Here is a 26,337-nt window from a genome sequence, read left to right as displayed (position 1 = left end):
CGTTCACGTCATAGCGCCACGGTTGCTATTAAGGCCAACCGTTCAAGCTAATACCGATATTTTACCCATTTTTTTAAACTTCTCGTATCGTTTTTCGCGTAATTGATCCGCGTCTTCGGCGAGCAAGCGGGGGAGGGCCTCCAGTAATGCTTCTTTTATGAATGTGGCTTGTCGCTGTGGGTCTTTGTGTGCCCCGCCGCGTACTTCGGAAATAATGCGATCCCCTACTCCTAAGTTTACCACGTGTTCCGCACTTATTTTAAGTGATTCCGCGGCTTGTTCTGCTTTCGTCACATCTTTCCACAAGATCGAAGCCGCCGATTCCGGGGCGATCACGGAGTAATACGCGTGTTCGAGGAGCATGATCGCATCGCCGACTCCGATGCCGAGTGCGCCGCCACTTGAACCTTCCCCGGTGACGACACAGACGATCGGCACGTTAAAGCCAGCCATCGCGCGAATGTTTTCGGCAATTGCCGCGCTCTGGTTTCGCTCTTCCGCCCCTTTGCCGGGATAGGCGCCGGGCGTGTCGATCAACGTAATAATCGGCCGTTCAAACTTGTCCGCCTGCTGCATTAAGCGCAGCGCCTTCCGATAGCCTTCCGGATGCGGCATCCCAAAGTTACGCCTGATGTTGTCTTTCGTATCTTGCCCTTTTTGGTGACCGATGACGGTGACCGGGAGCCCTTCCAATTTACCGATTCCGCCGACAATGGCCAAATCGTCGCCAAACATGCGGTCGCCGTGCAACTCGACAAAGTCAGTAAAAATGTATCGAATATAGTCCAATGAAGTCGGCCGTTCCGCGTGGCGGACGATCTGAACTTTTTGCCACGGCGTCAAATTGTCGTATATCTCACGTTCTAAGTGGTCGTACCGCTCTTGCAACCTCGCAATCTCTTCACTTAGATCAGGTGTGCGATTCCCCGCGGCGTACGCGGTCAACTCCTCGATCTTTTTTTGTAATTCAATTAGAGGAAGTTCAAACTTTAGTGGGCTGGCCATGCTTCCGCCCCCTTCGTCAGGTGTAGATCCAGAAGTTGCGTAAGCGTCTCTCGCAACTGATGGCGATGTGTAACGAGGTCAAGTTGCCCGTGTGCGAGTAGAAACTCGGCTGTTTGGAAGTCCTCCGGCAGCTTTTGTCGAATCGTCTGCTCGATGACGCGCGGCCCGGTAAAGCCGATCAGCGCACCTGGTTCGGCTAAGTTAATATCGCCGAGCGTCGCGAAGCTAGCAGAGACGCCCCCTGTCGTAGGATCGGTTAAAACGGAAATATATAAACCACCTGTGCGGGAGAAGCGCTCAAGTGCGGCTGACGTTTTCGCCATTTGCATGAGCGATAAAATCCCTTCTTGCATGCGTGCGCCACCCGACGCCGAAAACAGAATGAGCGGATACTGCTTTTCTCCGGCCCGCTCGATCGTCCGCGTAATTTTTTCCCCGACAACTGATCCCATGCTACCCATGCGGAAGCGCCAATCCATCACGCCGATCGCTACCGGAAAGCCGCCGATCGTCCCTTCGCCGGTAACGACCGCTTCGGAAAGGTTCGTCTTCTGCATGTCCCCGGCAACTTTGCGTTCGTAATCCGGGAAATCGAGCGGATCGACAGAGCGTAAGTCGGTATCGTATTCGAAGAAGCGGCCGTCGTCGAGGATGTAGCGAAGGCGCTCCTGCGCTGTCAACGGGTAATGGTAGCCGCACTTTGGACACACTTTCGCGTTTTTCTCTAATTCCTTCACGTACGTCATAGTGCCGCATTTTTTACATTTGGACAAAATACCTTCCGGAATGTCCCGTTTCGCTTGTTCCGACGGGATCGTCGCATACTTTCGTTTTTTAGTAAATATGTTCTTTAACACTGTCACACCTCGCTAAACGGCTTCCTTCACACTTCCTTCACATACTGTACGACAAAAAACGACGGGCGCAGCTGCAGATAATCGTTGCCGCTGGCGCGAATTAGTTTATAAAAAGTGTTCAAACGAGTATTAGGTAAAGCTGAAAATTCCAACTAAACCAAGTTATATAACGTATGATGTGATAGAAAATGCGCCTGCCATACTTCGTAAGCACACGTTAGCTGATCCCGCGCGACGTACAGCGGCAATCGTTTACTTGAACAGCTGTGCGGTCCGCTGACGCACTTCAGCCGGATCGACGTGCACGCGGGCGACCCCGCTCGCCATCGCCGCTTCCGCGACAGCAGCTGCTACGGCAGGAGCGACGCGTTTGTCGAACGGCGCCGGAATGACGTAATCGGCCCGGCGTTCGCGATCGTCGATTAAGTCCGCGATTGCGTAGGCGGCAGTTATTTTCATCTGTTCGTTAATGTGTGTCGCCCGTACGTCGAGCGCACCGCGAAAGATGCCCGGAAAGGCGAGCACGTTGTTTACTTGGTTCGGAAAGTCGGACCGTCCAGTGCCGACGACTTTCGCCCCGGCCGCGTGCGCCGCTTCTGGCATTATTTCTGGCGACGGATTCGCCATGGCAAAAATAATTGGATCGCTGTTCATCGAACGCACCATCTCCGGCGTCACCGCTCCTTCGACGGAGACGCCGATAAAGACGTCGGCGCCGCGAATAACTTCCGGCAGGTCCCCTTGCACGCGGTCCTTGTTCGTCACTTTCGCCAATTCTTCTTTCACCCAGTTCATTCCGTGCGGGCGCCCTTCGTAAATCGCGCCGCGGCTATCGCACATGATCACGTCACGTACGCCGACGCTTAGGAGCAATTTAACAATCGCCACTCCAGCGGCACCGGCTCCGTTAGCTACGACGCGAATATCGCCCACGTCCCGCCCGACGACTTTTAGCGCGTTGATTAACCCAGCTAACGTCACGATCGCTGTACCGTGCTGATCGTCGTGAAAGATCGGGATGTTCGTTTCCTTATTTAATCGTTCTTCAATAATAAAACAATTCGGTGCGGCGATGTCCTCTAGGTTGACTCCGCCGAAGGTCGGTTCTAACAGTTTAACCGTTTCGACCACTTTTTCGATATCGGTCGTCTTAAGACAAAGCGGGATGGCGTCTACCCCCGCAAACGCTTTGAATAACACAGCTTTTCCTTCCATGACAGGCAAAGCTGCTTCCGGGCCAATGTTTCCCAACCCTAACACAGCTGTGCCGTCGGAGACGACAGCCACCATATTCCCTTTCGCCGTATAATCAAAGACGCGATCGGGATCGCTGTAAATTTCTTTGCAAGGTTCAGCTACCCCCGGGGAGTAGGCTAAACTTAGGTCGTGCGCATTCGTCACAGGTACCTTCGATTGCACAGCTAACTTCCCACGGTTTTCCTTATGTATCCGTAGAGCTTCTTCACGTAACGACGACAACCGCTTCACTCTCCTTTAACCTTCACGTAACGCGGCGTTGGTCAGGCCACGGATACGCATAATACAGTGGTGGTTAGACCACTGACATGCCTACATTATAACAGAAGGAAGGCGCCTGACCAACATTTTCATAAGGAGCAATCAGCGCTCGACTGCCCTCACGTTTTCTTCGCCACACAGCGCCTCCAAGTCACGGCGGCACTCTGTCCAATCGACTCCGAATTTGTCTGGAGGTAGGACGCGTACTCGCTTACTATCCGCATAGTATAGCAGTACCGGAGTCGTCCCGGGAAAACGGCTGATGAGATGTTTAAGCCGCTGCAGTAGATCGGGCGCACTGTCGGCCGGAATGCGTACAAACAGCTGTGTCGGCGAGGCAGTACCCGGCGGCGTTGGGGTGGCGTCCTGCGACGCGGGTTGTTTTGGCGCCTGTTCCTGCGCGGTAGTCGTCCGCGCCGTCTGGGGCGGCGTCCGTACCGTTGGAGAAGTTGCTTCCGGCTGCGCTGCCGGGGAGCTCCCTTGTCCTGCCGACGCGGTTACCTTTGCGTTTACGGTAGCAGCCCGTGACGGTAGCGGCGCTGGCGAGAGTGACTCCGGAGATGCTGGCATAGATGACTCCGGCGACGTTGGCATAGGTGGCTCCGGCGATTCTGGGGCCGACGTCGCTGTCGCAGGCAGACGGCGAGCATCCGCGGCGATGACACCTACACCATCGCCGCGGTGGTTGACCCGGCCGCTGACGAGGAGTAGCTCGTCCACTTGCCACGCCTCCCGCTGCGCGTCATACACACGAGGAAAAACGACGACGTCGACTGACTGGGTCACATCTTCTAGCGTCACAAACGCCATCGGCTCCCCTTTTTTCGTCGTAATCCCCTTCACTGCGCTAACGAGCCCCGCAACGCGCACGTGGGCTTGCTCAGGCAAACGGCCTAACCGACTAATCGCCGTCACATTCGCCCGCTCGAGTAGCTGCCGGTACGCTTCTAACGGGTGCCCGCTCAAGTAAAGACCTAATAGTTCCCGTTCTAACTGTAGCTCCTTCCGCCGTGAAAACGGCTGCGTGTCGCGCAGTGCGGGCGGCTGATCCCGTCCGGCACCCGCTTCGCTAACGAATAAACTCATTTGCCGACTCGTCCGCTCCGCGTATAGGCGCGCTCCTCGGTCCACCGCCACGTCTAAATTGCTCAAATGCTGTGCCCGATGCCCAGGTAGCGAAGCAGTCGCCCCCGCGAGAACAAGCGATTCTAACATACGCTTATTGACGAGTCGCGTGTCGATGCGCTCGCACAAATGAAACAAGTCGCGGTACGTACCGTACGTTTGCCGCGTCTCGACAATATGGGCAATCGCTTGGGCACCTACGTTTTTTACCGCGGCGAGCCCAAAGCGAATCGCGCCACCTTCGACGGTGAAATGGGCGTCGCTCGCATTGACGTCTGGCGGTAAGACGTCGATCCCCAGCTGACGGCAGTCGTCGATGTACTCCGCTAACTTCGTGTGACTACCCATCACCGTCGTTAGTAAAGCAGCCATAAAATGGTGCGGATAGTGCGCCTTCAAGTACGCCGTCTGGTAAGCGAGCACTGCATAAGCCGCCGCATGGGCGCGGTTAAACCCGTAATCGGCAAAGCGGACGATCAAGTCGTACAGCTGGTGGCCGAGCGCGGCGTCATACTGCTGGCTCACGCAGCCGCGCACGAAGCGCTCGCGCTGTTCCGCTAGCACATCGTGCTTCTTTTTGCCGACGGCACGGCGCAACAAGTCCGCTTCCTCCAGCGAAAAGCCAGCCATCTTGGCTGCGATTTGCATAATTTGTTCCTGATAGACGATAATGCCAAACGTATCGTTCAAGATCGGTTCTAAGTCGGGATGTAAATACGTCACTTCACGCCGTCCGTGCCGTGCCTCGATATACTCTCCGATATGTTCCATCGGCCCCGGGCGGTACAGCGCTAGGACGGCAATGACGTCTTCAAAGCGCGTCGGCTGCAACTCGCGCAACACGCGGCGCATCCCCGCCGATTCCAACTGGAAGACGCCCGTCGTGTCGCCGCGGGCTAGCATGTCGTACGTCTGGCGGTCATCGTCGCCGATCGCCGCGAATGACACGCGCTCTCCCGTATGTGCTTCGATCGAAGCGATGGTCCGCTCGATCACGGTCAAATTGCGTAATCCGAGAAAATCCATCTTTAGTAGCCCGATCGCTTCCAAGTCTTCCATCGGATATTGCGTGAGTACATGGTCACCGTCGCTACCGCGCATGAGCGGCACATAGCGCGTGAGCGATTCAGGCGCGATGACGACCCCCGCCGCATGCGTGGAGACGTGTCGCGGAAAGCCTTCCAACTGCCGCGCGCGCCCAATGAGCGCCTCTTCCTCCGACCCGCGTGCCACGAGTGCCTTTAAGTCTGGACTCGCCGCAAACGCCTTCTCCATCGTCATCCCCGGAGCGTTCGGGATACATTTCGCCACTTGATCGACTTGCTTGTACGCGAGCCCCATCACCCGTCCGACATCGCGCACCGCCGCCCGCGGTGCCAACGTACCGAAGGTGGCAATTTGTGCGACGCGATCTGCGCCGTATTTATCGATGACGTATTGAATGACCTCGTCGCGTCGCTCGTAGTTAAAGTCGATATCGATGTCTGGCATCGTGCGGCGCCCCGGATTGAGAAACCGCTCAAACAGCAAATTGTATTTTAACGGATCAATGTCCGTAATCCGTAAACAGTATGAAACCAAACTGCCGGCGGCGGAACCGCGTCCCGGACCAGTGGCAATGCCGCGTTCGTGTGCATAGCGAACAAAGTCCCACACGATGAGAAAATAGTCGTTAAACCCCATCTCGTCGATGACGCGCAACTCGTGGTCTAAGCGACTTTTCACCGCGTCGTCCACTTCGCCGTAGCGGCGCTCTGCCCCGCGGTAAGCGAGCTCCTTAAGCGTACCCGCTGCCGTCCGTCCTTGCGGTAACGGGAAAGCCGGCAACACAATTTGGTCAAAGTCGAGCGTCAACTGACAGCGGCGTGCGATGCGTACGGTGTTTGCAAGCGCCTCAGGCACGTGGCGAAACAAGCTCGCCATCTCCGCACCCGACTTCAAATAGTACTGATCACTCGCAAATCTAAGCCGCTCCCGATCACTTAACTTGGCACCTGTCCCGATGCACAAGAGACAGTCGTGGGCGGCACGATCCGCTCGGTCGACGTAGTGGACATCGTTCGTGGCGACGAGGGGGATCCCCGTCTGTTCGCTTAAGGCGATCAGACGCCGATTTACGACTTTTTGCTCTGGGAGCCCATGGTCTTGCAATTCCAAAAAAAAGTTGTCCGATCCAAAAATGTCACGGTACTCCTCAGCGAGCTCTCGCCCTCGCGCAACCTCCCCGTTTAGCAGGGCATGATTCACTTCCCCGGCTAAACAACTGCTGAGTGCGATGAGCCCTTCACTATATTGGCGCAGTATTTGTTTGTCGACGCGGGGCTTGTAGTAAAAACCGCGCAGGTGAGCCTCCGAAGACAACTGCAATAAGTTACGATAACCGATCGCGTTTTCCGCGAGCAGCACGAGGTGGTGAATTTTTTCCGTTTTCGGTGGCACTCGGTCACTCATGCGCCCTTTAGCGACATACACTTCACAACCGATGATCGGCTGAATGCCGACTTTTTCACACAGGCGGTAAAACGGCACGACACCGTGCAGCACCCCGTGATCCGTAAGCGCTAAATAGTCCATCCCGAGTTTTTTTGCCTGCGTGACGAGTCGGGGAATGGGCGCGGCACCGTCTAATAAACTAAACGGCGTATGCACGTGTAAATGAACAAATGATGTCAACAATTCCATCCCCCTTCGCCTTGCTGTACGCCGTGTAAATGTTCTCCGACATACGATGTTACTTTATATTATAAACCGAACACACCCTCGAATCATCCCCCGACGGTTCACCGACATTCGCGCTTAATGCTGCCAGCGTTTACGCATCGCTTACCCTCATGCCTACTTGTCATCCCGTGTTCGAACGCACTGTTGCCCCTTTCTTTCGACGTCGTTGCTCATAGTTGCTCATAATCATTTTTTCGCCCTCATAAGCTAAAAAAAGAGACAGGTTGTTAAGCTAGATTACTAAACAAAGTACAGCGAAGCGCCAAGTAACGCGAAATGACCAACCAAAGCAAGGATTGCAAAAAAATGAATCAAGTATCGCTTAGTGTCGCGTCGCAACGCGTGGTTAGCTTGGAAGGTGCAGCCAGCAATACCCATCAGCTATAGCGAGGAGGCCAATCCTCAAGGTGTGTGAAGGCGGCGGCTTACGGGTTCGTTTACTAGGAACTTACCGGCCTTACGGGTTCGTTTACAGGGAGCTTACGTTCGGAGGTGGGCGTGAAGTGCCTTTTTGGTCTGCGATTATTCTCGACTTTTTTGTCGCTTTTGGCGTCGTCGTCGGCGGTTCACTCATGGGCGGCATCGGCTCGCTGCTCGGCCTTTCTTCCGGACTAACGCCAATGGGGACGATTGAACATATTGTCGGGCAACTAAAAGTGTGGGCGATCGTCGCCGCACTTGGCGGAACGGTCGACGTCTTACGCACAGTAGAGGTGAATATTCGTCACGGCGACCTCGACGTCGTCGCCCAGCAACTGTTCTTACTGCTCAGTGCGTTTGCCGGGGCGCACCTCGGGTATAAACTCGTCATGTGGCTCATCCGGGGGGATGTGTCTTGAACAGCGATCGACAGCCGTCTTGGCGGCACCGCCTCTCTAAATATATCGCCCTCATGCTGCTTGGCGCTTCGTTTGGCGCCGCGACGATGCTCATCCTACTCGGCCATCAAATCGACAATTTGTACGGTGAACTGGAACGGCGCGGTAACGAGCTGACGAAAGTGACGAACGAAGTCGAGCAGCTGCGCGAGCAACTGTCCCACGAACAGCGCGAAGAAATCGTGCAAGCGATCGACTTGCAGCTATTGGAGCAAAAGGAGCAACACTTGAATAAAGTGACGCGGGAAAAAATAAACGCTGAAGTATACCAATGGTTGAAACAAATGAACATCATCGGCGAGCCAGTGAGCCGCTACGCGGGGCTGCCACATTTTTTTCGCGAGACGATCAACCACCACCCTGTCAAGTTAGATCAAAAAACGTACGAGTTACAGTTCGAAGCGGTAGCGATTAGTTCCCGCGTGCGCATCTGGTTCTACGTGCAAGAAGTAGCCGACGGAGCGCCGCCACTTAAGCGCAATGACGACAAACAGTAACGTGGTAAAGCGTGTGCGGTATCGTAAAGGACAGTGGCTACTGAATGTTGCGGGCATAGTGCGCGACTTAGTGTTGCGAGGAGAGTCAGGGCTTCGTTGTTCGTTGCACCAAATAAACGCCGATCCGATGGATCGGCGTTTACTAGTGATTAGTTAAGAGGCGCGTTGTATCTTTAATCGTTCGCGCTGTATCAACTTTAAAAATCGAAATCCAAAATGCTGTCAATGTCCACGCCCGAATACGAACTGAACACTGTACCGAGGATTTGAATATAAAATTTTTCCGATGAGATCGAATTAATAATAGTGTGTGCGACATACATGATAAGCAAAGCGAAAAGCGGATCCAATCCACCTTGCCCCTCTTGTTTGTAGGAATAAACGACAAGAGCAATCGCAATGACGATCGAAAAACTGGCCAACGGTGCGATAAACGTATTCACCTTAGCTAACCCGACAATGTGAAACAGCAAATAAAGTGTATATAGAGCGACTGGAACGGTCAACATGGCGCCAAAGCGCGCAACGGCGTCGTGGAAACTAACGTTCGCTTTCATCAGCTTTGCTAAACCGAAGATAATTCCCGCGGTCGCCACGAGCAAAATCGCAAAGTACAAAAAGTTTATCAGAAAGTCGACGAATGCTTCGCCTGCGTCGGCCTCCTTGTGCACTTGCCGAAAAAACATACCGAACGGGTAGAAAAGCGCTACGATGCCCATCAATATGTAACCATTCACATATTGATCGCTTTTTATCGCTAACCCTTTCGCCGGAGCTTTAATCATCTCTAAAAAGAACTCAAAGAAGTTCTGCGACAGTTGCTTTCCTTTCTCCAAATAAGCATTTTGCCCCTGCTGTTGCTTTCCCGGCGCTTGTCCTTGAAACTGTTGTTGGGTCCCACCTTGCTGGGGCATTGCTTGCGCACCGTACGGTTGCTGCACCTTGTGTCCACCGTGCGGCTGCTGCGTATTTTGCCCACTGTACGATTGCTGTACCTCTTGCCCACCGTACGGCTGCTGTACTTCTTGCCCACTGTACGGTTGCTGTGGCATTTGCCCTCCGTACGATTGGCCCCCTTGGGCAGCCGATGCCGTTTCTTGCTGTTGTGGCCCCGTCACCCAGTCGGGGATGTTTAGCTGCTGAGGTGCACCTACTGGATCATTGACGGACTCATTTCCTACCGGAATACTACTACCATCCGGTTGGGTTGATGCGTGCGGATCGTGCGATGCAGCCTGCTCCGACTCCTCCCCACCTTCTTGCGGTCGCAAGTCATGACCACAGTAATAGCAAAACTTCGGGTTGTTCTTTAGTTCCTTCCCACATTTTGTGCAATGCAATACAATCTCCCCTTTCAATTATTCAGCCATGTCCCACTACTCCACTACTAATCGACTATTCGACAAAACTTGCGCGATACCTGCATCCAGTCGCAATTATTTCCAAACGCATGTGCGTAGCTTACAAAATTGCCGACAAAAGCCACATATAAAAGCGCGTTTAAAAGTCACATATGTTGCTAATTCTCCGTATGACTAGCACGGCGGCATAGAAACCGATACACTAGAGAGAGTGGCCGTTACAGGCTTTGACTAGTAAAACTTATCGACACGATTTTGTACACCCACATTGTAGGAGGTTTTTTTACGTGCACACGATGCCTTACATACTGCTAGCCATCATTACGATTACAGCGGTCGGTACGTTTCTAAACAGTTCGCGTTCGCGCCGCGCGGAAAAAGGGGCGCGCGAGGCGCTGCAGGCTAAAATGAATATGCATATGGGCGTGATGTTTCTTTCGATTACGGCATTGCAACTGTTCACTGTCAACGTGTCTACCCCGCGCGTCATCGCCGCAACTTTTATCGGTTTACTAGGCTTGTTCAACTTGTTCGCCGGTTTTCGCAACTACCGCGCCTTCCGCAAGTATTTGTCGTAACAGCAAGCTACACCGCGCTTGCTGTTACACATCTATACGATATAGACGGCAAGAGGTTTCACCTTTTGGACACATTTTTTTCTCTAGTACAAGCAAAAGTATCTAAAAGCATACCGCTCGAAGACCAATTCGATACTTCTTTTACGAACCACTTTTTCACTTCTGGATCAAAAGCAATTAAAACTTGACGTTCTTTAAATAGCCCTTCCTGCTCTTGATCGATGATGACTTCCTCGCTTTTGGAAATGCCCCACGTAAATTCCTTCTCTCCGTGCACTTTAACCTTCCCGTTTCTAGTAATCGGATCAATTTCAAGACCTTCGCCACAAAAAAAGAAGGCGACACGTACGCATGTACGCTCACCTTCTTCGTCATACTCATCCTTCATCGCAGTGACGGGTACGATTTCCCTAGTCACCATTGCAGTCAAACTATCGGTCTGTCTTTATTGAACGACCTGTATTTTTACTTCCCGGTCCACTCTTTCACTTTGTCTGGGTTATCTTTCACCCATGCCTCCGCTGCTTTTTCCGGAGACTCGCCTTCTTCGATCTTCAACATGACTGCTTCCATATCTTCTACCGTCCAGCTGAAGTTGTCTAGAATTTCATAGACGCGCGGCATTTCTTCTTTTAGCCCTTTGCGCACGATCGTATGAATGCTTTCAGTGTCGCCAAAAATGCCTTTCGGATCTTCCAAATACTTTAGGTCATACTTAGCAAATTTCCAGTGCGGGGTCCAGCCGGTTACGGCGATCCACTCTTTTTTTCCGATCGCTCGCGTCAGTTCAGCCGTCATCGCAGCACTCGAACTTTGCTGTAACTCTAGCTCGAGGTTGTAATCTTTAATCGCATTTTCCGTTGCTTCCATCACGCCGGCACCCGGCTCGATCCCGACAATTTTTTTGTTAAATTTATCCTTGTGCTTGTTCATCTCTTCGATCGATTTAATGTCGACGTATTCCGGAACGACAAGCCCGATTTTCGCTCCTTCTAGGTTGACACCTAAATCGACGACTTGGTCACCGTATTTGGCAAAAGGTCCTTTATGTGTCGCGGGCAACCACGCGGCGACCATTCCGTCCGCACTGCCGTCAGCGACCGCGGCCCACATCGGCGCGTTGTCGACAGCGGTAATCTCGACATTAAACCCTTCGTCTTCGAGTACTTTTTTGATCACGTTCGTACTGGCCGTTTCCGAATCCCAGTTGACGTAGACGAGTTTCACGTTTCCTCCTTCTTCGCCGCCGTCACCTTTTGCCGCTTTGTCGTCTTTCTTTCCTTCTACTTTACCTGCGTCTTTTTCCCCTTCCGGCGTCGCGTTGTCGCTGGAGCTGCTACACGCAGATAACACCATTCCGACTGCTAGTAGTAGCACTAAACTAACGATTAACGATTTACGCAAAGCATATCATCTCCCATTCCCATTTTTTTGCTTACGACTGCCGACGTTTTGCGTCACGCGGTCAAACACGACCGCGATGATGACGATGGCGAGACCCGCTTCAAAGCCCGTACCGACTTCAATGCGCTGCACCGCTTGTAACACGTCGACACCTAAACCTTTCGCCCCGATCATCGAGGCGATGACGACCATCGAAAGAGCTAACATAATCGTCTGGTTGATACCAGCCATAATTGTCGTCTTCGCTAACGGCAACTGTACTTTAAACAGTTTTTGCATCGGCGTTGAACCGAACGCGTCCGACGCTTCGACGAGTTCCTCCGGCACTTGGCGAATGCCCAAGTTCGTCATGCGGATTGTTGGGGGCATAGCGAAAATGACGGAGGCGATGACACCGGGTACTGCCCCTAAACTAAAGAAGATGACCGCCGGTACTAAGTAGACGAACGCCGGCATCGTCTGCATAAAGTCTAAGATGGGGGTGACGATTTTTTTAGCCATATCGTTTTTCCCGCATAAAATGCCGAGGGGCACGCCAAAGATGATCGAGAGCGCTGTCGCCGCCAGCACGAGTGCAATCGTCTGTGTGCTGTTGTGCCAGTAACCTAAATTATCGATGAGTAAAAAACCGACAAACGTAAACAGCGCGATACGCCAATTACTCAACCACCAGGCGAGGAGCGCTAAAATGGCAATTGTATACAACGACGGGAGTATGTTGAGCGCATCGACAAAAAAGTCGACGGTCGGTTCGACGACGTTGCTAAAGAAATCAAAGAACGACTGGAAGTTCGTTTGCAGCCAAGCGACGAACTCTTCCATCCACTCGTCGAGCGGGATTTTCGGGAGGAAATCACTCATCCCCATTCACCTCTTTTCCCGCTAGCGCGCCAATGACACTGCCGCGGACAATTGCCCCGCGCAGGCGCCCCGCTTCGTTCACGACGGCAACTGGATGGGCCGTTTCTGCCATTTGCGATACGATATCTTCGAGCGGCGTTTCGGGGTCCACTTTCACGACGTCGCGGACGATGACGTCTTCTAACGCCTTGTCCTCTTTCATCGCTTTTTGTGCCCCTTCGGCTGTGAGCACACCGAGTAGATCGTTTTTGCGGTCGACGGCAAACAGAGAGGAATACCCGCGCGCTTGCATCCGGTTGAGCGCGACGCGCGGCCCGTCTTTGCCGACGGTCACTTTTTCTGCCCGCTTCATCACGTGTTCTGCTTTGAGCACTTTTGCCCGGTTCACGTCTTCTACAAATCGCCGTACGTAGTCATTTTTCGGATCGGTGAGAATGTCCTCCGGCGTGCCCACTTGCACGATGGCGCCGTCCTTCATTAAAGCAATCCGGTCACCGATGCGCAGCGCTTCGTCCAAGTCGTGCGTAATGAAAATGATCGTCTTCTGCATCTCTGACTGTAATTCGAGCAATTCATCTTGCATTTCTTTTTTGATCAGTGGATCGAGCGCACTAAACGCCTCGTCCATGAGCAACACGTCTGGGTCGTTCGCTAGCGCACGCGCCAAGCCGACGCGCTGCTGCATCCCGCCGCTTAGCTGATCGGGATACTGGTCGCGGTACGAAGCTAAGCCGACCATTTCTAGCGCCTCTTTCGCTTTTTTAGCCCGCTCTTGTTTGTCTACGCCTTGTACCTCGAGCCCGTACTCGACATTTTGTTGTACGGTGCGATGCGGAAAGAGGGCGAACCGTTGGAACACCATGCTCATCTTCGAGCGGCGCACATCTCGCAGCCGTTCCGCGTTCATCTTCGTCAAATCTTCACCGTCGATTAGCACTTCGCCAGCCGTCGGTTCGATGAGCCGGTTGAGTAAACGAACGAGTGTGGATTTCCCACTCCCGGACAGACCCATAATGACGAAAATCTCTCCCGCTTGCACGGAAAAGCTCGCTGCTTGCACCCCGACAGTCAAACCAGTGCGCGCAAAGATTTCCTCTTTGTTTAAACCTTTTTTTAATAGTCCCATTCCCTTTTCCGGCGATTGGCCGAAAATTTTAGTAAGGTTGTTGACGACAATTTTGTCCATGCATACCCTCCGTTATTACTCGAACCAATCGCAATAACAAGCTGTTAAATCTCTCTCATTCGATGACCGTTAGGTCGGTGCAACGATCGAAATTAAGAAGGAAGTTTACGCATTTTGATCTTAGAAGAACTGATTTTTTTCTTGGGGTTTTCCTATAGATTTAGGCGGAATAACGGTAAAATCCCGTCCAAACGAGTCTTGCGACGGGTTACAGTAGCACGCTATTTATTGTTTAACTATCTTTTCATCCGTACAATCGCATGCAAAGCCAAACCGCACAAAGAATTGTCAGCTTGTTAACCATTCGTCGAGCAATTAACTTACCTAACAAGTATATGTTATACAGCCAAGGGGAGCAAACGTGTTAAGCAGCAAACAAACCGCCTTGGCCATTTACGAGCCGCGTCTGCCGTACGATCCACCATTCGTTCGTACGATTACTTATACATGCGCCATAATACTCGCTCACAGACGCTCACATGATCTGTAGTGTCACAAAAACTTTACCGACAAGTATTTGTTCCGTAGCGACATTTACTTCTACTTTTGCAAATTTACGGCTAATCTCGATCATTTCCGGGGCGAGAGTCAGGACAGTGTCGAGTTGTACTGTCTTCAGGAAATAAATCGTCATATTGTCTGGAAGAACGTCGGAATCGCGGTGTTTTTTTACGCAGCGTTTTGCTGCCTCCGTCACGAGCGTCGTCAACACCCCAGTGCTGAGCATACCGAACTGGTTCGTCATTTGTGGCGTAATGCGAATGCGATACGAATCGCGATCGGCACCTTCTGTCGCCTCGGTCATTTCTTTTACGATGTGTTCTTCAATCGTATCGCCGCCTTGTGGCATGCGATTAATCCAGTGCAGTGCCTTGATGACGTCGTGCCGACTAATGACGCCCAGTAACACGTGATCGGCGTCGACGACAGGCATCAATTCGATCCCTTCCCACACCATTTGATGGGCGGCGGAAGCGACCGGGGTATCCGCGGAAACGGTAATCGGATGGGTAGTCATCGCCTTTTCCACCGCATCGTCCGCGTCGTACCCGACGACGTCTTTCGCTGTCACCATCCCGACCACTTTGTGTGCATCGTCAGTGACTGGATAGCGTGTGTGCCCCGTCTCCGCTACTTTTTCATACCAGTTACTTATCGTGTCGCGAGCCTTTAAGGTATAGGATGGCTTTTCTGGATCGAGCAAATCGGCGATGAGGATAATGTCCTTCTTGATAAGGCGATCGTACAAGGCCCGGTTAATGAGTGAGGCCACTGTATACGAGTCGTAGCGACTAGAAATAATCGGCAACTCAAGTTTGTCCGCTAATCGCTTCACCTCGTCCTGCGCATCGAATCCTCCCGTAATGAGCACCGCTGCACCGTGCTCGAGGGACATGCGATGTACCTTGTCCCGATTGCCGACGATGAGCAGGCTATCCGGTTCGACGTACTTCATCATCGCCTCTAACTTCATCGCGCCGATCACAAATTTATTTAACGTTTTGTGCAGGCCGTTCCGCCCGCCTAACACTTGACCGTCAACGATGCGCACCACTTCCGCGAACGTCAAGTGCTCTAAGTTGCCCCGCTCTTTGCGCTGAATGCGCACCGTACCGACGCGCTCGATCGTACTGACGTACCCATCCGTTTCGGCAGCCTTAATCGCTCGGTACGCTGTCCCTTCGCTCACCCCGAGCTTGTGGGCGATGCCGCGCACGGATATTTTGGAACCGACTTTTAAATCTTGAATATGTTTCATTATTTGTTCGTGTTTCGTCGACACAGTGAATTTCCCTTTCCCAAAAACTGCGTTTATTCCATTATAGCCTAATTCACGCTTGCATTCGCCTACAACGTCATTTTACGGCGGCGTTGTTCGCGGTCTATTTCCCGCTCTGTTTCCTGCCTTTTGCTCCCATACCCTTCATAGGCGCGCGGGTAACGGTCGTTACTCCCGCGCAACCGCTGTTCTCGTTGCCAATCCTTTAGCCGCTTAACCCGCCCCATTGCCTTTTCTTCCTCGCGGTCGACACCTAACGCCGACCGAAAATGGGCAGCGACGACGAGTAAAGCAAAGCCGAGCCACGAAAAGGCAAACCAACTAGCAGCAGATCCATCCCACGTAAGCGGCAACCGTGGCACAGCGTATAGTAGGATCGCCAGGCTGAAAATGAGTAATGTCAATCGTTTATGTCGCAAAAATTGCATGGCGAGCATACCTCCCCCTCCATATTGCTACCATTGTATGGCCAAGCCCGGCGAGATATGCGCATACTAGGTCTACACGGCTACAGTCGCCGTGTCTTGCTGTGGTGTCGTAAGCTCTTTTTCCGACGCGGCGACGACGACGGCCGCCGAAGCATCTCCGACGACGTTCACACACGTACGGAACATGTCGAGAATGCGGTCGATCCCGGCGATGAGCGCAATCCCCTCGAGCGGCAAATTCACCGAACTTAACACCAAGGTAAGCATGATTAAACCGGCCCCCGGCACACCGGCCGTTCCGATCGACGCCAACACTGCCGTCAGCACGACGGTGATCAAACCGGCAAACGTCAACTCACTTCCGTAATACTCCGCGATAAACAACACCGCCACCCCTTGGTAAATGGCGGTGCCATCCATATTGACCGTCGCCCCGAGCGGTAACACAAAGCTCGCAATTTTATTCGAAACGCCTAAGTTTTCTTGTGTGTTCTTCAGCGTGACCGGCAGCGTTCCCGAGCTGCTCGCTGTACTAAAAGCGATTGTGGCAGCGGGAGAAATCGCTTTAAAAAAGCGTAGCGGACTCATGTTGGCCATGCTTTTGACAGCTAACGAATAAATGACGCAGGCGTGTAACATACAGCCGACGGCGACAGCGAGAATCACCTTTATAAGCGGCAACAGCACGGATAACCCGTGCTCGGCGACGACCGGCGCAATGAGTCCGAAGACGCCAACCGGTGCAAAGTGCATGACGATCCCCGTAATTTTGTACATCACTTCGGCTAGACTGTCGAAAAAGCGGTGCACCGACCCTGCCTTCTCCCCGACAAGCGTCATTGCCACCCCGACGAAAATAGCTAGAAAAATAATTTGCAAGATGTTCCCTTCAGCTAAGGCGGCAAACGGGTTTGTCGGCACGATCGCCAGTAACGTCTCAACGACTCCTTTCGTCTCCGGTTGCTCAAACTTTTCTCCGCTAACCTGAATGTCGACTCCCGCTCCCGGGGCAAACAAAAAACCGAGGGCGAGCCCAATGACGACTGCTACTAGTGTCGTCGCTAAATAGTAAGCAACCGTCTTGCCCCCGATCCGACCGAGTGTCTTCGGGCTACCGGTACTAGCGACTCCGACGACGAGCGACGAGAGCACAAGTGGCACGATAATAAATTTAATTAAATTGAGAAATAAGTCACCGAGCGGCTTGACGACGACCATCGGTTCCCCGACGAATGCCCCTAGAATGACAGCGATTACAAAGGCGACCAATATTTGTGTTAATAAATTGATCCTCACTTCTTATCTCTCCCTTATGTTATACGACAATTGCGAGAACAGCTGCAAGAAAGCTCGCGCCGCCTACAATGTTAAAGGGATCGTGGTGGACGGGGCTGGCTGCGAGGCTCTCACTGCAGGGCTTTCATAAGTACCTTATTCGCCTCCGGCTTGGACTTTTCCTGCTAAGTCGCGCCCTTTTGTGCGAATTTTGTCGATTTTTTTCGGCGTTGACGGTGGCTGTCGTCCGAAAATTGGCGAAACAGGTGTCCCCAACCGAAAAGGTAGGGAAGGGAGAATCAAGATAATTCTCCCCTGATGACACATTTCACGATGCGATCGTCAATGATGCGGTGCCCGTGCTGCGACCCGTACATCGCATGCCTTTTTAAAAGTGCCGCGGCGTTGAGTTTGGAATCGGAGAGTTAAAGCACATGAAACTGCCCCTTGGGAACGCCTATACACCAGCTACACGCCCCGAATGCGCTCCCCCCGCTGTAATTGCGCAAACTGTGCAGGTACGGTGTGTGGATATTTCAGCCCTGCTCCCGTGTTCAACACGACGACCCGTTCATTATGGTCAATCCACCCACTCGCTCGCAATTGACGTGCGGCCGCGAACGCGGCTGCCCCTTCCGGACAGAGAAACACCCCTTCCATCGCCGCCACTTGCCGCTGCTCGTTAACAATCGCCTCATCGGTGACGGTGACCGCGCAACCGTTCGTTTCTTTGAGTGCCTCGAGCACGAGCGAGGCACCGCGCGGTTGCGGCACGTTAATGCCGAAGGCGATCGTGTATGCCTGTTCCCACGGCACCACGTCTGTCACACCTGCCGTCCAGGCGCGTGCAATCGGTGCACAGCCTGCCGCCTGCACGGCGACTAAGCGCGGTACGTTTCCTTCTAGCCAACCGAGTGCTTTCAGCTCCGTCATCGCCTTAAAAATGCCAAGCAAACCGACCCCGCCGCCCGTCGGATATACAATGACCTCGGGCGCGCCCCACTGAAACTGTTCGGCGATTTCTAGTCCCATCGTCTTCTTCCCTTCGACGCGGTACGGTTCTTTCAGCGTCGACACATCATACAAGTTAAATTGTTTCGCCGCGGCTGCCGCGATCTGTCCCGCCTCGTTAATTAATCCGTCCACGACATACACATCGGCGCCGGAGACGGCGCACTCCCTCTTGGCGATATCCGGCGCATCGCCCGAGATGACGACGTGTGCTTTCATACCCGCCCGCGCCGCATACAATGCCCAAGCGGCACCGGCATTCCCGTTCGTCGGTATAATAAACGAACGGATGCCCAGTTCACGCGCCTTCGATACACCGACCGCGGCACCGCGTGCCTTAAACGTGCCGCTCGGCAGCGCACTCTCGTCTTTCACGTATAATTGAGTGATCCCCATGTCGTTTCCGATACGCGAGACCGCAAAGAGCGGCGTCATCCCTTCGGCGAACGAAATGACGCACCGCTCCTCCTGCACCGGCAACAATTCGTGATAGCGCCACATATTGGACGCACGCCCCTCGAACGCCTCCCTCGTTAGTTGTCGCTGCAAATCATCTAGCCGATAGGTGACGAGCAGTGGACTGCCGCAGTGGCACAACTGCTGCCTCTCCTGGGCATCGTACACCTCTTTGCACGACGAGCAAGACAGATGAGACACGTAACTATAACTCATAAACGATCCCCCCCGTAAAACGCGCCGATAACTGACCGTCTTCCCTATAGTTACGAGCACAGCGCCGCATTGGTGCGTGGCCGATAAGATTAGCTGAGGGTGGCGCGTATTTGATGTTCGACGACCATCTCTTCGGTAGTAGCATCGGCTTCGCCATCGGTTTTTGTTACGCGTGGGCTGTCCGCGTAAGCAGCTCCGGTCTCGTATTGTCGGTAAACGGATACATGGCCGCTTTGCCAAAACCAGCTAGTAAGAAAAAATATCGAGAGTTACTTGAGACGATTTGAGGCGCTATCGGAACACGCTCGACTTTTTCTACAGAAAATAAAAATCACTCATTCGGCAACGGGCGTTTCGCTCGCTCGAATTCCTGCATAATTTCCTCTGCCGGTTTCTTATCGAGCAAACTGACGACGACGATCGCGACTAAGCCTAATATAAATCCGGGTACGAGTTCATACAAACCGGTGCTCTCCAAAACTTTAACATTCTGCCACAAGATGACCGTTACCCCGCCCGTAATCATCCCCGCTAACGCGCCGTTGCGCGTCATCCTTTTCCAAAAGAGCGACAGCAAGATGACCGGACCGAAGGCGCTACCAAAACCGGCCCAAGCGTAAGAGACCATCCCCATCACGCTTTCTTTCGCGTTTCGCGCTAAAAGGACAGCAGCGATCGTAATCGCGAGTACAGTTAGGCGACTCACCCAGACGAGCTCCGCGTCACTCGCGTTTTTGCGGATAATCGACTTATAAAAGTCTTCCGCTAGCGCACTCGAACTGACTAACAACTGTGAATCGACGGTGCTCATAATCGCGGCAAAAATGGCAGCTATGACGATACCCGCGACCCACGGATTGAGCAGCGTTTGCGCGAGCTGGATGAGGACGGTTTCACTGTCTGCAAGTGGAGTCGAGAAATAAGCGATGCCAAGTAAACCGACAAAACCGGCGCCGAGCAAGGACAACACGACCCACGTTACACCGATAAACCGCGCTGCCGGAATGTCGCGTGCCGAGCGAATGCCCATAAAACGCACCAAAATGTGCGGTTGCCCAAAGTAGCCGACACCCCACGCGAGCAAAGAAATTGTTCCGATCGTACTGATGGCAGCGGACTTTGTTATCCACTCCCCGCCTTCCGTCAACTTAACCGTTTTCGTTATGTCCAACAAATCCGGATTCACCTGCGCCACCGCGTCCATCGCACTTCCGAAACCACCGAGCATTCCGAACAAAACGAACGGGATAATTAAAAGGGTCAAAAACATGAGTACACCTTGCACAAAGTCGGTCAAACTGACAGCTAAAAAGCCACCTAAAAACGTATATCCGACGACGACGAGCGCGCCAGCGAACAATGCAACGTCAAAATTCATGTTAAACGTCGCTTCAAATAACTTGGCACTACCGAGAAATCCGGAAGCGGTGTAAAACAGGAAGAACGTAAGCGTCATCACTGCAGAAATGACCCGCAGCAACTTTGATTTGTCGCGAAAGCGGTTTTCCAAATAAGCGGATATGGTAATGGAATGGTTAATTTCGGTGTACCTGCGTAAACGCGTGGCGACGAACTGCCAGTTTAAATACGTGCCGACAGCTAGTCCAATCCCCATCCACAAACCGTTAATTCCCGTCACGTAAATCGCGCCGGGCATCGCGAGTAGTAACCAACCGCTCATATCGGATGCTTGCGCACTCATCGCCGTGACCCAGCTATTCATTTGCCGTCCGCCTAAAAAAAAGTCGGCAATCGTATCCGTCTTTTTGTACGTCCACGCGCCAATTGCCAACATCCCCAATAAATAAACAATAAAAACGACCAATGTTGGCGTCGATATAGACATTAGCGCTCCCTCCTTTTATGGCGAATAAGTGTGATTAAAGATAATAAGACAATCGTCGTCGTCGGAACGAATAACCAAAAAACTGTCACAGCAGGCATGGCTTCACCCCTTTCTCGCCCGCTTACGATTGCAATGCGTCGACACCGCGCATGCGCTTACAAGTTTTATTTTAGCATACACGTGGCTATACGCGTCACATATTTAGAAAGGTATTCAAGCGGCGCGCCGTGCCTCATGAAGGGTGTGACCTGTGCGAAATTAACGTTTTTATCGTTCGTTTCGCACAGGTGTGTTTTCGTATATAGTCACCTTGCACAGGGACCACTGTTGTCTCCCGCGATCCCGGCTACCACCCGTACCGTTCCGACCCCCACGGTTTTTGCACGACGGTCTGTTCCGCGTAGAGGAGTGTTTGCGAAGGAACGTCCTTTTGTACGACGACGGCGGGACCGATGGCACAGTTACTACCTATTTTTACCCCAGGCATAAACTGACTGGCGATGCCGGTGCGCGTGTAATCGCCAATGTACACCGCATTGCCGAATGATGTAGGGGTTTCTACTCTGCCGTTAACGACTTGTCGCTGCGCCGAATCGTCGAACCGGGCGATCCCAACCGTCACACCGGCGGCGATATCGGTAGACGTCCCGACCACCCCGAACACTTCGCCGTAATGAATGAAACTGACGTTAGGGAACATCACGCCTTGAAATTCGGCACAGTGCCCGACGCGACTGCGGCCGCCGATACAGCTGCATGCTCCAATGTGACAATAATTTTCTACGGAACAATGTTTGCCGATGACGACATTTTCGCCAATAACCGCCCCGTTGTCGATCACTGTCCCCGCTCCGATCACCGCATTACCTTTAATGTATACGTTGCGCCCGATCGTCACCCCTTCGCCTAACACGACGTTTCCCGCGATTTCCGCCGTCGGGTGAATTGTCGCCGTCGCCGGAATGTCGCTTTCGGTTAGAGTCGCCACTTCGTCCAAGGCGATTAATTGGTTCGCCTCTAATAGGTGCCACGGTTTGTCGAGGTCGACGGCGCCGCTCGCGGCCGTATGAAGCTGGACATCGTCGCCTGCTTCCACGAGTAATTGTAACGACTGTTCCAGTTCCGCTTCGAGCGGAGGCATCACACCGACACTGACGTCCAGCATCGTCCCGGGATTTTTGCGCAACGCACGGCACACGTTTTCCGTCCGAACCGCGTAAACACCGAGTAAGCGGTGATCGACGTAATGCGGTCGCGGATGACCGTAAATGTGCGCTACTTTTCCTGTCGCTGTACTGCGCGCACAAAACCAATCTTGTGCTCGTTCACCTGCGAGCGGCGTCGCCAGAAGTAACGCATCGCAGCCTTCTTTTCGATACCGCTGCACAAACTCGGTCAACGTTTGTTGCGTCAAAACGATGTCGCCGTATACGACGAGCAGATTTTCGTCGGCAACCGCGCCGATCACTTGTTCCAACGTGTCGGCTGTCCCATTTGGACGAGACACAGACACAATGTCCACACCGCGAATCCCTTCCAATACGTACCGCAGCCGTCGCTCCAAATAGTCCACAGCAACGATGATTCGTTCGAAGTCGAGCGTCTGTAGCTGCTGCACGAGCCGCTCCACGTTGGGCCGCCCGCCGATTGGAAGTGCCGCCTTCGGCCAATAATCGCTGTACGGCCACATTTTTTTACCTGTTCCCGCTGCTAAAACAACTGCTGTTTTCACCGCGATCCCCCATTGCGTCAACCTATTTTACATATTTGGCAAAGAGCTGGTCATTATACGCATCCGCACCGTCGACATTGCTACTGCGAAAGACAGGCGGCTTAATCCCGTCTTTAATCAAGGCGTCTACTGTGGTGACGATGAGCGACTGTGCGAGAGCAATACCGGTAACGCTCGACGTCGCCCCAACCGGTGTCTCCAATCCCGCTAACGGAAAGGCAGCATCTCCAAATAACGCCCCGTTGTCGAGGACGACATCGGCGATCTCGAACAACCGCTTGCCCGAATGATGGCGCGAAGTCACATTTTTTGCATGGGCGAGACTCGTCATCGCAATAACATTTAGCCCCATCTCTTTCGCCCGGAGTGCCATTTCAACAATTACCGGATTTCTACCGGAATTCGACACGATCATTAACGTGTCTTTAGCAGTGACTCCATTAATGTTTAGCATAACTTCTGCGTAGCCGCCCAACCGCTCGAGGTAAGTACTCTTATTCGGTGCTTCGTGGAGCATTAAGGCAGGCTCCAAAATCGCCGACACGAGTGCCAAGCCTCCCGCGCGATTGTACAATTCCTCGGCAATCATGTGCGAGTGCCCACTGCCAAAAACGTAAAACCGACCACCTTGTTTGATTGACTCCTTCACTAAGTGTGCTGCTTCTACAATGTGTTCATGCTGCTCGTTTAACGTTTTTTTCAAAATTGTCGTCACATGTTGACCAAATGCGCGCGTCACTGACATGTTAGCACCTCATTCTTCGTTTACTGGTATTAACCAATATTAACTGGTTAATACCAGTTTAGCCGCGTTAGCCTTCTTTTGTCAACCGCTATTTCACGTAGCCACGAAAATTGCCTCGGCGAGGCAAACATGCTTCGTTAACGAAGCACGTCCGTGTGCAACTGATATCGATCGCCGCGGTATACGGATAGCGCATACTCGAAAGGCTGCCCTTGGTGGTCGTACGTAATATGTTTAAAGCAAAACACCGGTACGTCGCACCCGATTTCCAGCAACGCCGCTTCTCGCTCGCTAGGCAGCGCCACTTCAACGGTCTGTTTCGCCTTCGCTAGGCGTATCCCGTACGTTTCTGTTAACGTGCGGTACAGTGACTTATTCGTTAAATCGACCGTTTCTAACCCCGGAAACCGGTTTAACGGCAAATGACTTTTTTCGATGCACATCGGTTGCCGATCTGCTAACCGTAGGCGTTCGACTGATAAAATCGGTCCCCCTTCCTCTTCCCCACAGAGGATCGTCCGAATCTCCAGCGGCACTTCGTAGTGAACACATACGTCGATCACAGTAGCTCCGGGGGCCATCCCTCGCGTGCGCATATCTTCGCTAAAACTGAGTAGCCGTTGCCCTTGCACGATTTTTCGTTCGGCGACAAAAGTGCCTTTGCCATGTTCGCGCGTTAAAATCCCTTCCGATACTAACCCTGAAAGCGCTTGTCTAACGGTCACGCGGCTAATGTGAAACTGCGCGCTCAATTCCCTTTCCGAAGGTAACATACTGCCTGCTTTCCAGCGACCTTCTTCGATTCGGTCGACGATCCACTGTTTTAATTGATAATAGAGCGGCACACCGCTCGCTTTGTTTAACTGATTATTCATCGGTGCTCCCCCATTCATCAATATGTTCCGTATTGTTCCGACGGCGGATCACTCGTCGGCAAACTAAAGGTCCGTGGACGTTCGAAGAGTTACAATTATGTGGAACGACGTCTATGTGGCATAACGTCTTCTGTCGATTGTATCAAATGGACCGCTCACCAGCTACATTACCGGCCCACTAAAGCTGAATGGCTCACCAAGAGCAGATAGGGCAAACAGTCACCTTACTACGCCTCTCTATTGTCACATTTGATGTGTCGATCGCCGCAGCACTTGCTGTATTCTTATCGCAAACAAGCCTTTTTGATACAATTAAACAGCGTCACTAAACACAAAAAACGCGGAAGGTGACTTTTCATGGAAAATAAAGTAGTTTTACTTAGTACAGATACGTTCGGAAACGGCGACCGCCAACTCGGAGAAACAGTCCTCGAATCATTTTTAACATTGTTAAAACAAGAAGACACGCTACCGGCTGCTATTTTCTGCATGAACCGCGGCGTGTTTACCTTAACGAATCAGTCCCTCGCCTCACTGCATATGCAAGAGCTCTATGCGCAAGGAGTCCCGATCTACGCCTGTAAAACGTGTGTCGATTACTATGCGCTCGAAAACGAATTAGTCGTCGGAGAAATATCGAACATGGCTCGCTTCGTCGACCTCGCAGCGGCACACCCCGTCTTGACGATCGCTTAACGGCAAAAAAACGTAGCACTTGTCAGCCTTCGTCCTGGTAGGCTGACAAGTTTACCTAACGAGTTTAACGTCTGTTCACGGGGTTCACCACACGATCACAACGCGACTAAACGCTTGGCAATAGACGTAACAACAGTGACGCCCATTGCCCCAGCTGCACTGCCTACACGGTTCACCTCCGTACACCATGCGGTCATACCGACGTACCGATATGGGGTGACCAATATCCGAAAAGATAATTAATCGCCTTCACTCTTGCCGTGCGGCGATCCACCCGTCGGCTAAAGCTTACTACAACTCGTACGGAGTCTCTTGATATACGTAATAGTTCAACCAATTTGCGAACAGCAAATGCGCATGTGCCCGCCAACTGACGACGGGCGGTTTTTCCACGTCATTTCCAGGGAAATAGTTTGCGGGGAGCTGGATCGGAATCCCCTTCTCCACATCACGTTCATATTCGTCGCGCAGCGTCATCTGGTCGTATTCCGAATGCCCGAACGCATATATTTGCCGCCGGTCTTTCGTGCGGACAATCGCCACACCCGCTTCTTCTGATGCGACGAGAATTTCCAACTCATCGACTCGTTCGATGTCCGCGCGTCTCACTTCCGTGTAGCGCGAGTGGGGAATGTACATCACATCGTCGAACCCACGCAGCAATTTAGTGTTTTTTGTCGCCACTGTATGCGCAAACACGCCGAACAACTTTTTCTCTAGCGGGTACTTCGGGATCCGAAAGCGGTGATAGAGACCAGCTTGCGCCCCCCAGCATATGTGCAGCGTCGACGTCACGTGCTCGTCTTTCCAATCCATCATTTCCGCGAATTCCGGCCAATAATCGACGTCTTCGAACGGCAAGTGTTCGACCGGCGCCCCCGTTACGACCATCCCGTCAAACTTGTGCTGCCTCACTTCCGCAAACGTCTTGTAAAAAGCATTCAAATGGGAACTTGGCGTATTTTTTGGCGTATACGTCGCTGTGTGCAGAAACGTAACCTCTACTTGTAGCGGTGTATTCGCTAAGAGGCGCAACAGCTGCGTTTCTGTAACCGTCTTTAACGGCATTAAATTTAAAATAACGATCTTCAGCGGACGGATATCTTGGCTCACCGCTCGCTGTTCGTCCATAATAAAGATGTTTTCCGCGGCTAGCGTTTTTGTAGCTGGCAAGTTCTCGGGTACTTTAATCGGCACTGGCCATTCTCCTTCGCCATAAGTTTCGCTTTTTAGCTATTATGCCATAGATTCACGCAGGACCGCATCTTTTTTTATCTAGCGAACGC

Annotated in this window: 23 protein-coding genes; 5 read left to right on the top strand and 18 right to left on the bottom strand. The window is 52.6% G+C overall.

Annotated features, from left to right (window positions below; genetic code table 11):
- Window positions 1–42: 42 nt before the first annotated feature.
- The 4 genes from BN1247_RS00590 to BN1247_RS00575 all read right to left on the bottom strand — a co-directional run bounded on the left by BN1247_RS00590 (window position 43) and on the right by BN1247_RS00575 (window position 7,178).
- On the bottom strand, window positions 43–1,005 hold the full coding sequence (locus tag BN1247_RS00590; protein WP_054948624.1) for an acetyl-CoA carboxylase carboxyltransferase subunit alpha: 963 nt from the start codon (window positions 1,003–1,005) through the stop codon (window positions 43–45).
- Window positions 990–1,862, bottom strand: coding sequence for an acetyl-CoA carboxylase, carboxyltransferase subunit beta (accD, locus tag BN1247_RS00585; protein ID WP_054948656.1), 873 nt, complete (start codon window positions 1,860–1,862; stop codon window positions 990–992). The genes BN1247_RS00590 and accD overlap by 16 nt, the downstream gene beginning before the upstream one ends.
- Before the next feature lie 252 nt (window positions 1,863–2,114).
- Window positions 2,115–3,341, bottom strand: coding sequence for an NADP-dependent malic enzyme (locus BN1247_RS00580; protein ID WP_054948623.1), 1,227 nt, complete (start codon window positions 3,339–3,341; stop codon window positions 2,115–2,117).
- 141 nt (window positions 3,342–3,482) lie between these two features.
- Window positions 3,483–7,178, bottom strand: coding sequence for a DNA polymerase III subunit alpha (locus tag BN1247_RS00575; RefSeq protein ID WP_147675144.1), 3,696 nt, complete (start codon window positions 7,176–7,178; stop codon window positions 3,483–3,485).
- Between the two features lie 551 nt (window positions 7,179–7,729).
- Between BN1247_RS00575 and BN1247_RS00570 the strand changes: the two genes are divergently transcribed.
- Entirely contained in the window at window positions 7,730–8,065 is a 336-nt protein-coding gene (locus BN1247_RS00570; protein WP_054948655.1) for a YtrH family sporulation protein, read from the top strand.
- The gene (locus BN1247_RS00565) at window positions 8,062–8,601 is read left to right on the top strand and encodes a sporulation membrane protein YtrI (protein ID WP_054948621.1); all 540 of its coding nucleotides are present in this window, start codon (window positions 8,062–8,064) and stop codon (window positions 8,599–8,601) included. Before BN1247_RS00570 ends, BN1247_RS00565 begins: the two co-directional genes overlap by 4 nt.
- Window positions 8,602–8,798: 197 nt before the next feature.
- Here BN1247_RS00565 and BN1247_RS00560 read toward each other — a convergent pair whose 3' ends face one another.
- On the bottom strand, window positions 8,799–9,941 hold the full coding sequence (locus BN1247_RS00560; RefSeq protein WP_054948620.1) for a hypothetical protein: 1,143 nt from the start codon (window positions 9,939–9,941) through the stop codon (window positions 8,799–8,801).
- A 317-nt stretch (window positions 9,942–10,258) separates the two neighbouring features.
- On the opposite strand from BN1247_RS00560, the gene BN1247_RS00555 reads away from it, so the two are divergent.
- Window positions 10,259–10,540: a YtpI family protein gene (locus BN1247_RS00555; RefSeq protein WP_074011022.1), complete on the top strand. Its 282-nt coding sequence runs from the start codon at window positions 10,259–10,261 to the stop codon at window positions 10,538–10,540.
- 58 nt (window positions 10,541–10,598) lie between these two features.
- Here BN1247_RS00555 and BN1247_RS00550 read toward each other — a convergent pair whose 3' ends face one another.
- The 8 genes from BN1247_RS00550 to BN1247_RS00515 form a co-directional block, all read right to left on the bottom strand.
- Window positions 10,599–10,928, bottom strand: a complete 330-nt coding sequence (locus tag BN1247_RS00550) for a TcaA 3rd/4th domain-containing protein (RefSeq protein ID WP_054948618.1) — start codon at window positions 10,926–10,928, stop codon at window positions 10,599–10,601.
- A 77-nt stretch (window positions 10,929–11,005) separates the two neighbouring features.
- A complete protein-coding gene (locus tag BN1247_RS00545) occupies window positions 11,006–11,944 on the bottom strand; it encodes a glycine betaine ABC transporter substrate-binding protein (protein WP_231633057.1) in 939 nt (312 codons plus the stop codon).
- 6 nt (window positions 11,945–11,950) lie between these two features.
- Window positions 11,951–12,811, bottom strand: a complete 861-nt coding sequence (locus BN1247_RS00540; protein WP_390622016.1) for an ABC transporter permease — start codon at window positions 12,809–12,811, stop codon at window positions 11,951–11,953.
- The gene (locus BN1247_RS00535; protein ID WP_054948616.1) at window positions 12,798–13,991 is read right to left on the bottom strand and encodes a quaternary amine ABC transporter ATP-binding protein; all 1,194 of its coding nucleotides are present in this window, start codon (window positions 13,989–13,991) and stop codon (window positions 12,798–12,800) included. The genes BN1247_RS00540 and BN1247_RS00535 overlap by 14 nt, the downstream gene beginning before the upstream one ends.
- Before the next feature lie 475 nt (window positions 13,992–14,466).
- On the bottom strand, window positions 14,467–15,774 hold the full coding sequence (locus BN1247_RS00530; RefSeq protein WP_231633055.1) for a DRTGG domain-containing protein: 1,308 nt from the start codon (window positions 15,772–15,774) through the stop codon (window positions 14,467–14,469).
- A 65-nt stretch (window positions 15,775–15,839) separates the two neighbouring features.
- The gene (locus tag BN1247_RS00525; RefSeq protein WP_054948615.1) at window positions 15,840–16,208 is read right to left on the bottom strand and encodes an SUR7/PalI family protein; all 369 of its coding nucleotides are present in this window, start codon (window positions 16,206–16,208) and stop codon (window positions 15,840–15,842) included.
- A 63-nt stretch (window positions 16,209–16,271) separates the two neighbouring features.
- Window positions 16,272–17,495, bottom strand: coding sequence for a dicarboxylate/amino acid:cation symporter (locus BN1247_RS00520; protein ID WP_054948614.1), 1,224 nt, complete (start codon window positions 17,493–17,495; stop codon window positions 16,272–16,274).
- Window positions 17,496–17,942: 447 nt separating this feature from the next.
- Window positions 17,943–19,157, bottom strand: coding sequence for a threonine synthase (locus BN1247_RS00515; RefSeq protein WP_054948613.1), 1,215 nt, complete (start codon window positions 19,155–19,157; stop codon window positions 17,943–17,945).
- Window positions 19,158–19,270: 113 nt separating this feature from the next.
- On the opposite strand from BN1247_RS00515, the gene BN1247_RS17520 reads away from it, so the two are divergent.
- Window positions 19,271–19,444: a hypothetical protein gene (locus BN1247_RS17520; RefSeq protein WP_157360838.1), complete on the top strand. Its 174-nt coding sequence runs from the start codon at window positions 19,271–19,273 to the stop codon at window positions 19,442–19,444.
- 44 nt (window positions 19,445–19,488) lie between these two features.
- Here the strand turns inward: BN1247_RS17520 and putP are convergent, their stop codons facing one another.
- The 4 genes from putP to BN1247_RS00495 all read right to left on the bottom strand — a co-directional run bounded on the left by putP (window position 19,489) and on the right by BN1247_RS00495 (window position 24,355).
- A complete protein-coding gene (putP, locus tag BN1247_RS00510) occupies window positions 19,489–21,003 on the bottom strand; it encodes a sodium/proline symporter PutP (RefSeq protein ID WP_054948612.1) in 1,515 nt (504 codons plus the stop codon).
- Window positions 21,004–21,349: 346 nt separating this feature from the next.
- Window positions 21,350–22,735, bottom strand: coding sequence for an NTP transferase domain-containing protein (locus BN1247_RS00505; protein WP_054948611.1), 1,386 nt, complete (start codon window positions 22,733–22,735; stop codon window positions 21,350–21,352).
- 22 nt (window positions 22,736–22,757) lie between these two features.
- Window positions 22,758–23,480, bottom strand: coding sequence for an SIS domain-containing protein (locus BN1247_RS00500; protein WP_054948610.1), 723 nt, complete (start codon window positions 23,478–23,480; stop codon window positions 22,758–22,760).
- Between the two features lie 137 nt (window positions 23,481–23,617).
- A complete protein-coding gene (locus BN1247_RS00495) occupies window positions 23,618–24,355 on the bottom strand; it encodes a GntR family transcriptional regulator (protein ID WP_054948609.1) in 738 nt (245 codons plus the stop codon).
- Window positions 24,356–24,712: 357 nt separating this feature from the next.
- Between BN1247_RS00495 and BN1247_RS00490 the strand changes: the two genes are divergently transcribed.
- Entirely contained in the window at window positions 24,713–25,051 is a 339-nt protein-coding gene (locus BN1247_RS00490; protein WP_054948608.1) for a DsrE family protein, read from the top strand.
- Window positions 25,052–25,342: 291 nt separating this feature from the next.
- On the opposite strand, the gene metA is transcribed toward BN1247_RS00490, so the two are convergent.
- Window positions 25,343–26,248 (bottom strand): homoserine O-acetyltransferase MetA, encoded by a 906-nt coding sequence (gene metA / locus BN1247_RS00485; RefSeq protein WP_054948607.1) that lies wholly within the window; start codon window positions 26,246–26,248, stop codon window positions 25,343–25,345.
- Between the last annotated feature and the right edge of the window lie 89 nt (window positions 26,249–26,337).

The sequence above is a fragment of the Numidum massiliense genome (assembly GCF_001375555.1).
GTDB lineage: Bacteria > Bacillota > Bacilli > Thermoactinomycetales > Novibacillaceae > Numidum > Numidum massiliense.
Note: the sequence above shows the minus strand (reverse complement) of the source record. Positions and strands in the feature narration are given on the sequence as shown.

What these genes read in the sequence shown, in the direction of transcription:
- putP (WP_054948612.1), bottom strand. Translation starts at nt 21,003, where the DNA reads ATGTCTATATCGACGCCAACATTGGTCGTTTTTATTGTTTATTTATTG.
- BN1247_RS00515 (WP_054948613.1), bottom strand. Translation starts at nt 19,157, where the DNA reads ATGAGTTATAGTTACGTGTCTCATCTGTCTTGCTCGTCGTGCAAAGAG.
- BN1247_RS00555 (WP_074011022.1), top strand. Translation starts at nt 10,259, where the DNA reads ATGCCTTACATACTGCTAGCCATCATTACGATTACAGCGGTCGGTACG.
- BN1247_RS00490 (WP_054948608.1), top strand. Translation starts at nt 24,713, where the DNA reads ATGGAAAATAAAGTAGTTTTACTTAGTACAGATACGTTCGGAAACGGC.
- BN1247_RS00590 (WP_054948624.1), bottom strand. Translation starts at nt 1,005, where the DNA reads ATGGCCAGCCCACTAAAGTTTGAACTTCCTCTAATTGAATTACAAAAA.
- BN1247_RS00500 (WP_054948610.1), bottom strand. Translation starts at nt 23,480, where the DNA reads ATGTCAGTGACGCGCGCATTTGGTCAACATGTGACGACAATTTTGAAA.
- BN1247_RS00550 (WP_054948618.1), bottom strand. Translation starts at nt 10,928, where the DNA reads ATGAAGGATGAGTATGACGAAGAAGGTGAGCGTACATGCGTACGTGTC.
- BN1247_RS00540 (WP_390622016.1), bottom strand. Translation starts at nt 12,811, where the DNA reads ATGGGGATGAGTGATTTCCTCCCGAAAATCCCGCTCGACGAGTGGATG.
- BN1247_RS00525 (WP_054948615.1), bottom strand. Translation starts at nt 16,208, where the DNA reads ATGCTCGCCATGCAATTTTTGCGACATAAACGATTGACATTACTCATT.
- BN1247_RS00495 (WP_054948609.1), bottom strand. Translation starts at nt 24,355, where the DNA reads ATGAATAATCAGTTAAACAAAGCGAGCGGTGTGCCGCTCTATTATCAA.
- BN1247_RS00535 (WP_054948616.1), bottom strand. Translation starts at nt 13,991, where the DNA reads ATGGACAAAATTGTCGTCAACAACCTTACTAAAATTTTCGGCCAATCG.
- BN1247_RS17520 (WP_157360838.1), top strand. Translation starts at nt 19,271, where the DNA reads ATGTTCGACGACCATCTCTTCGGTAGTAGCATCGGCTTCGCCATCGGT.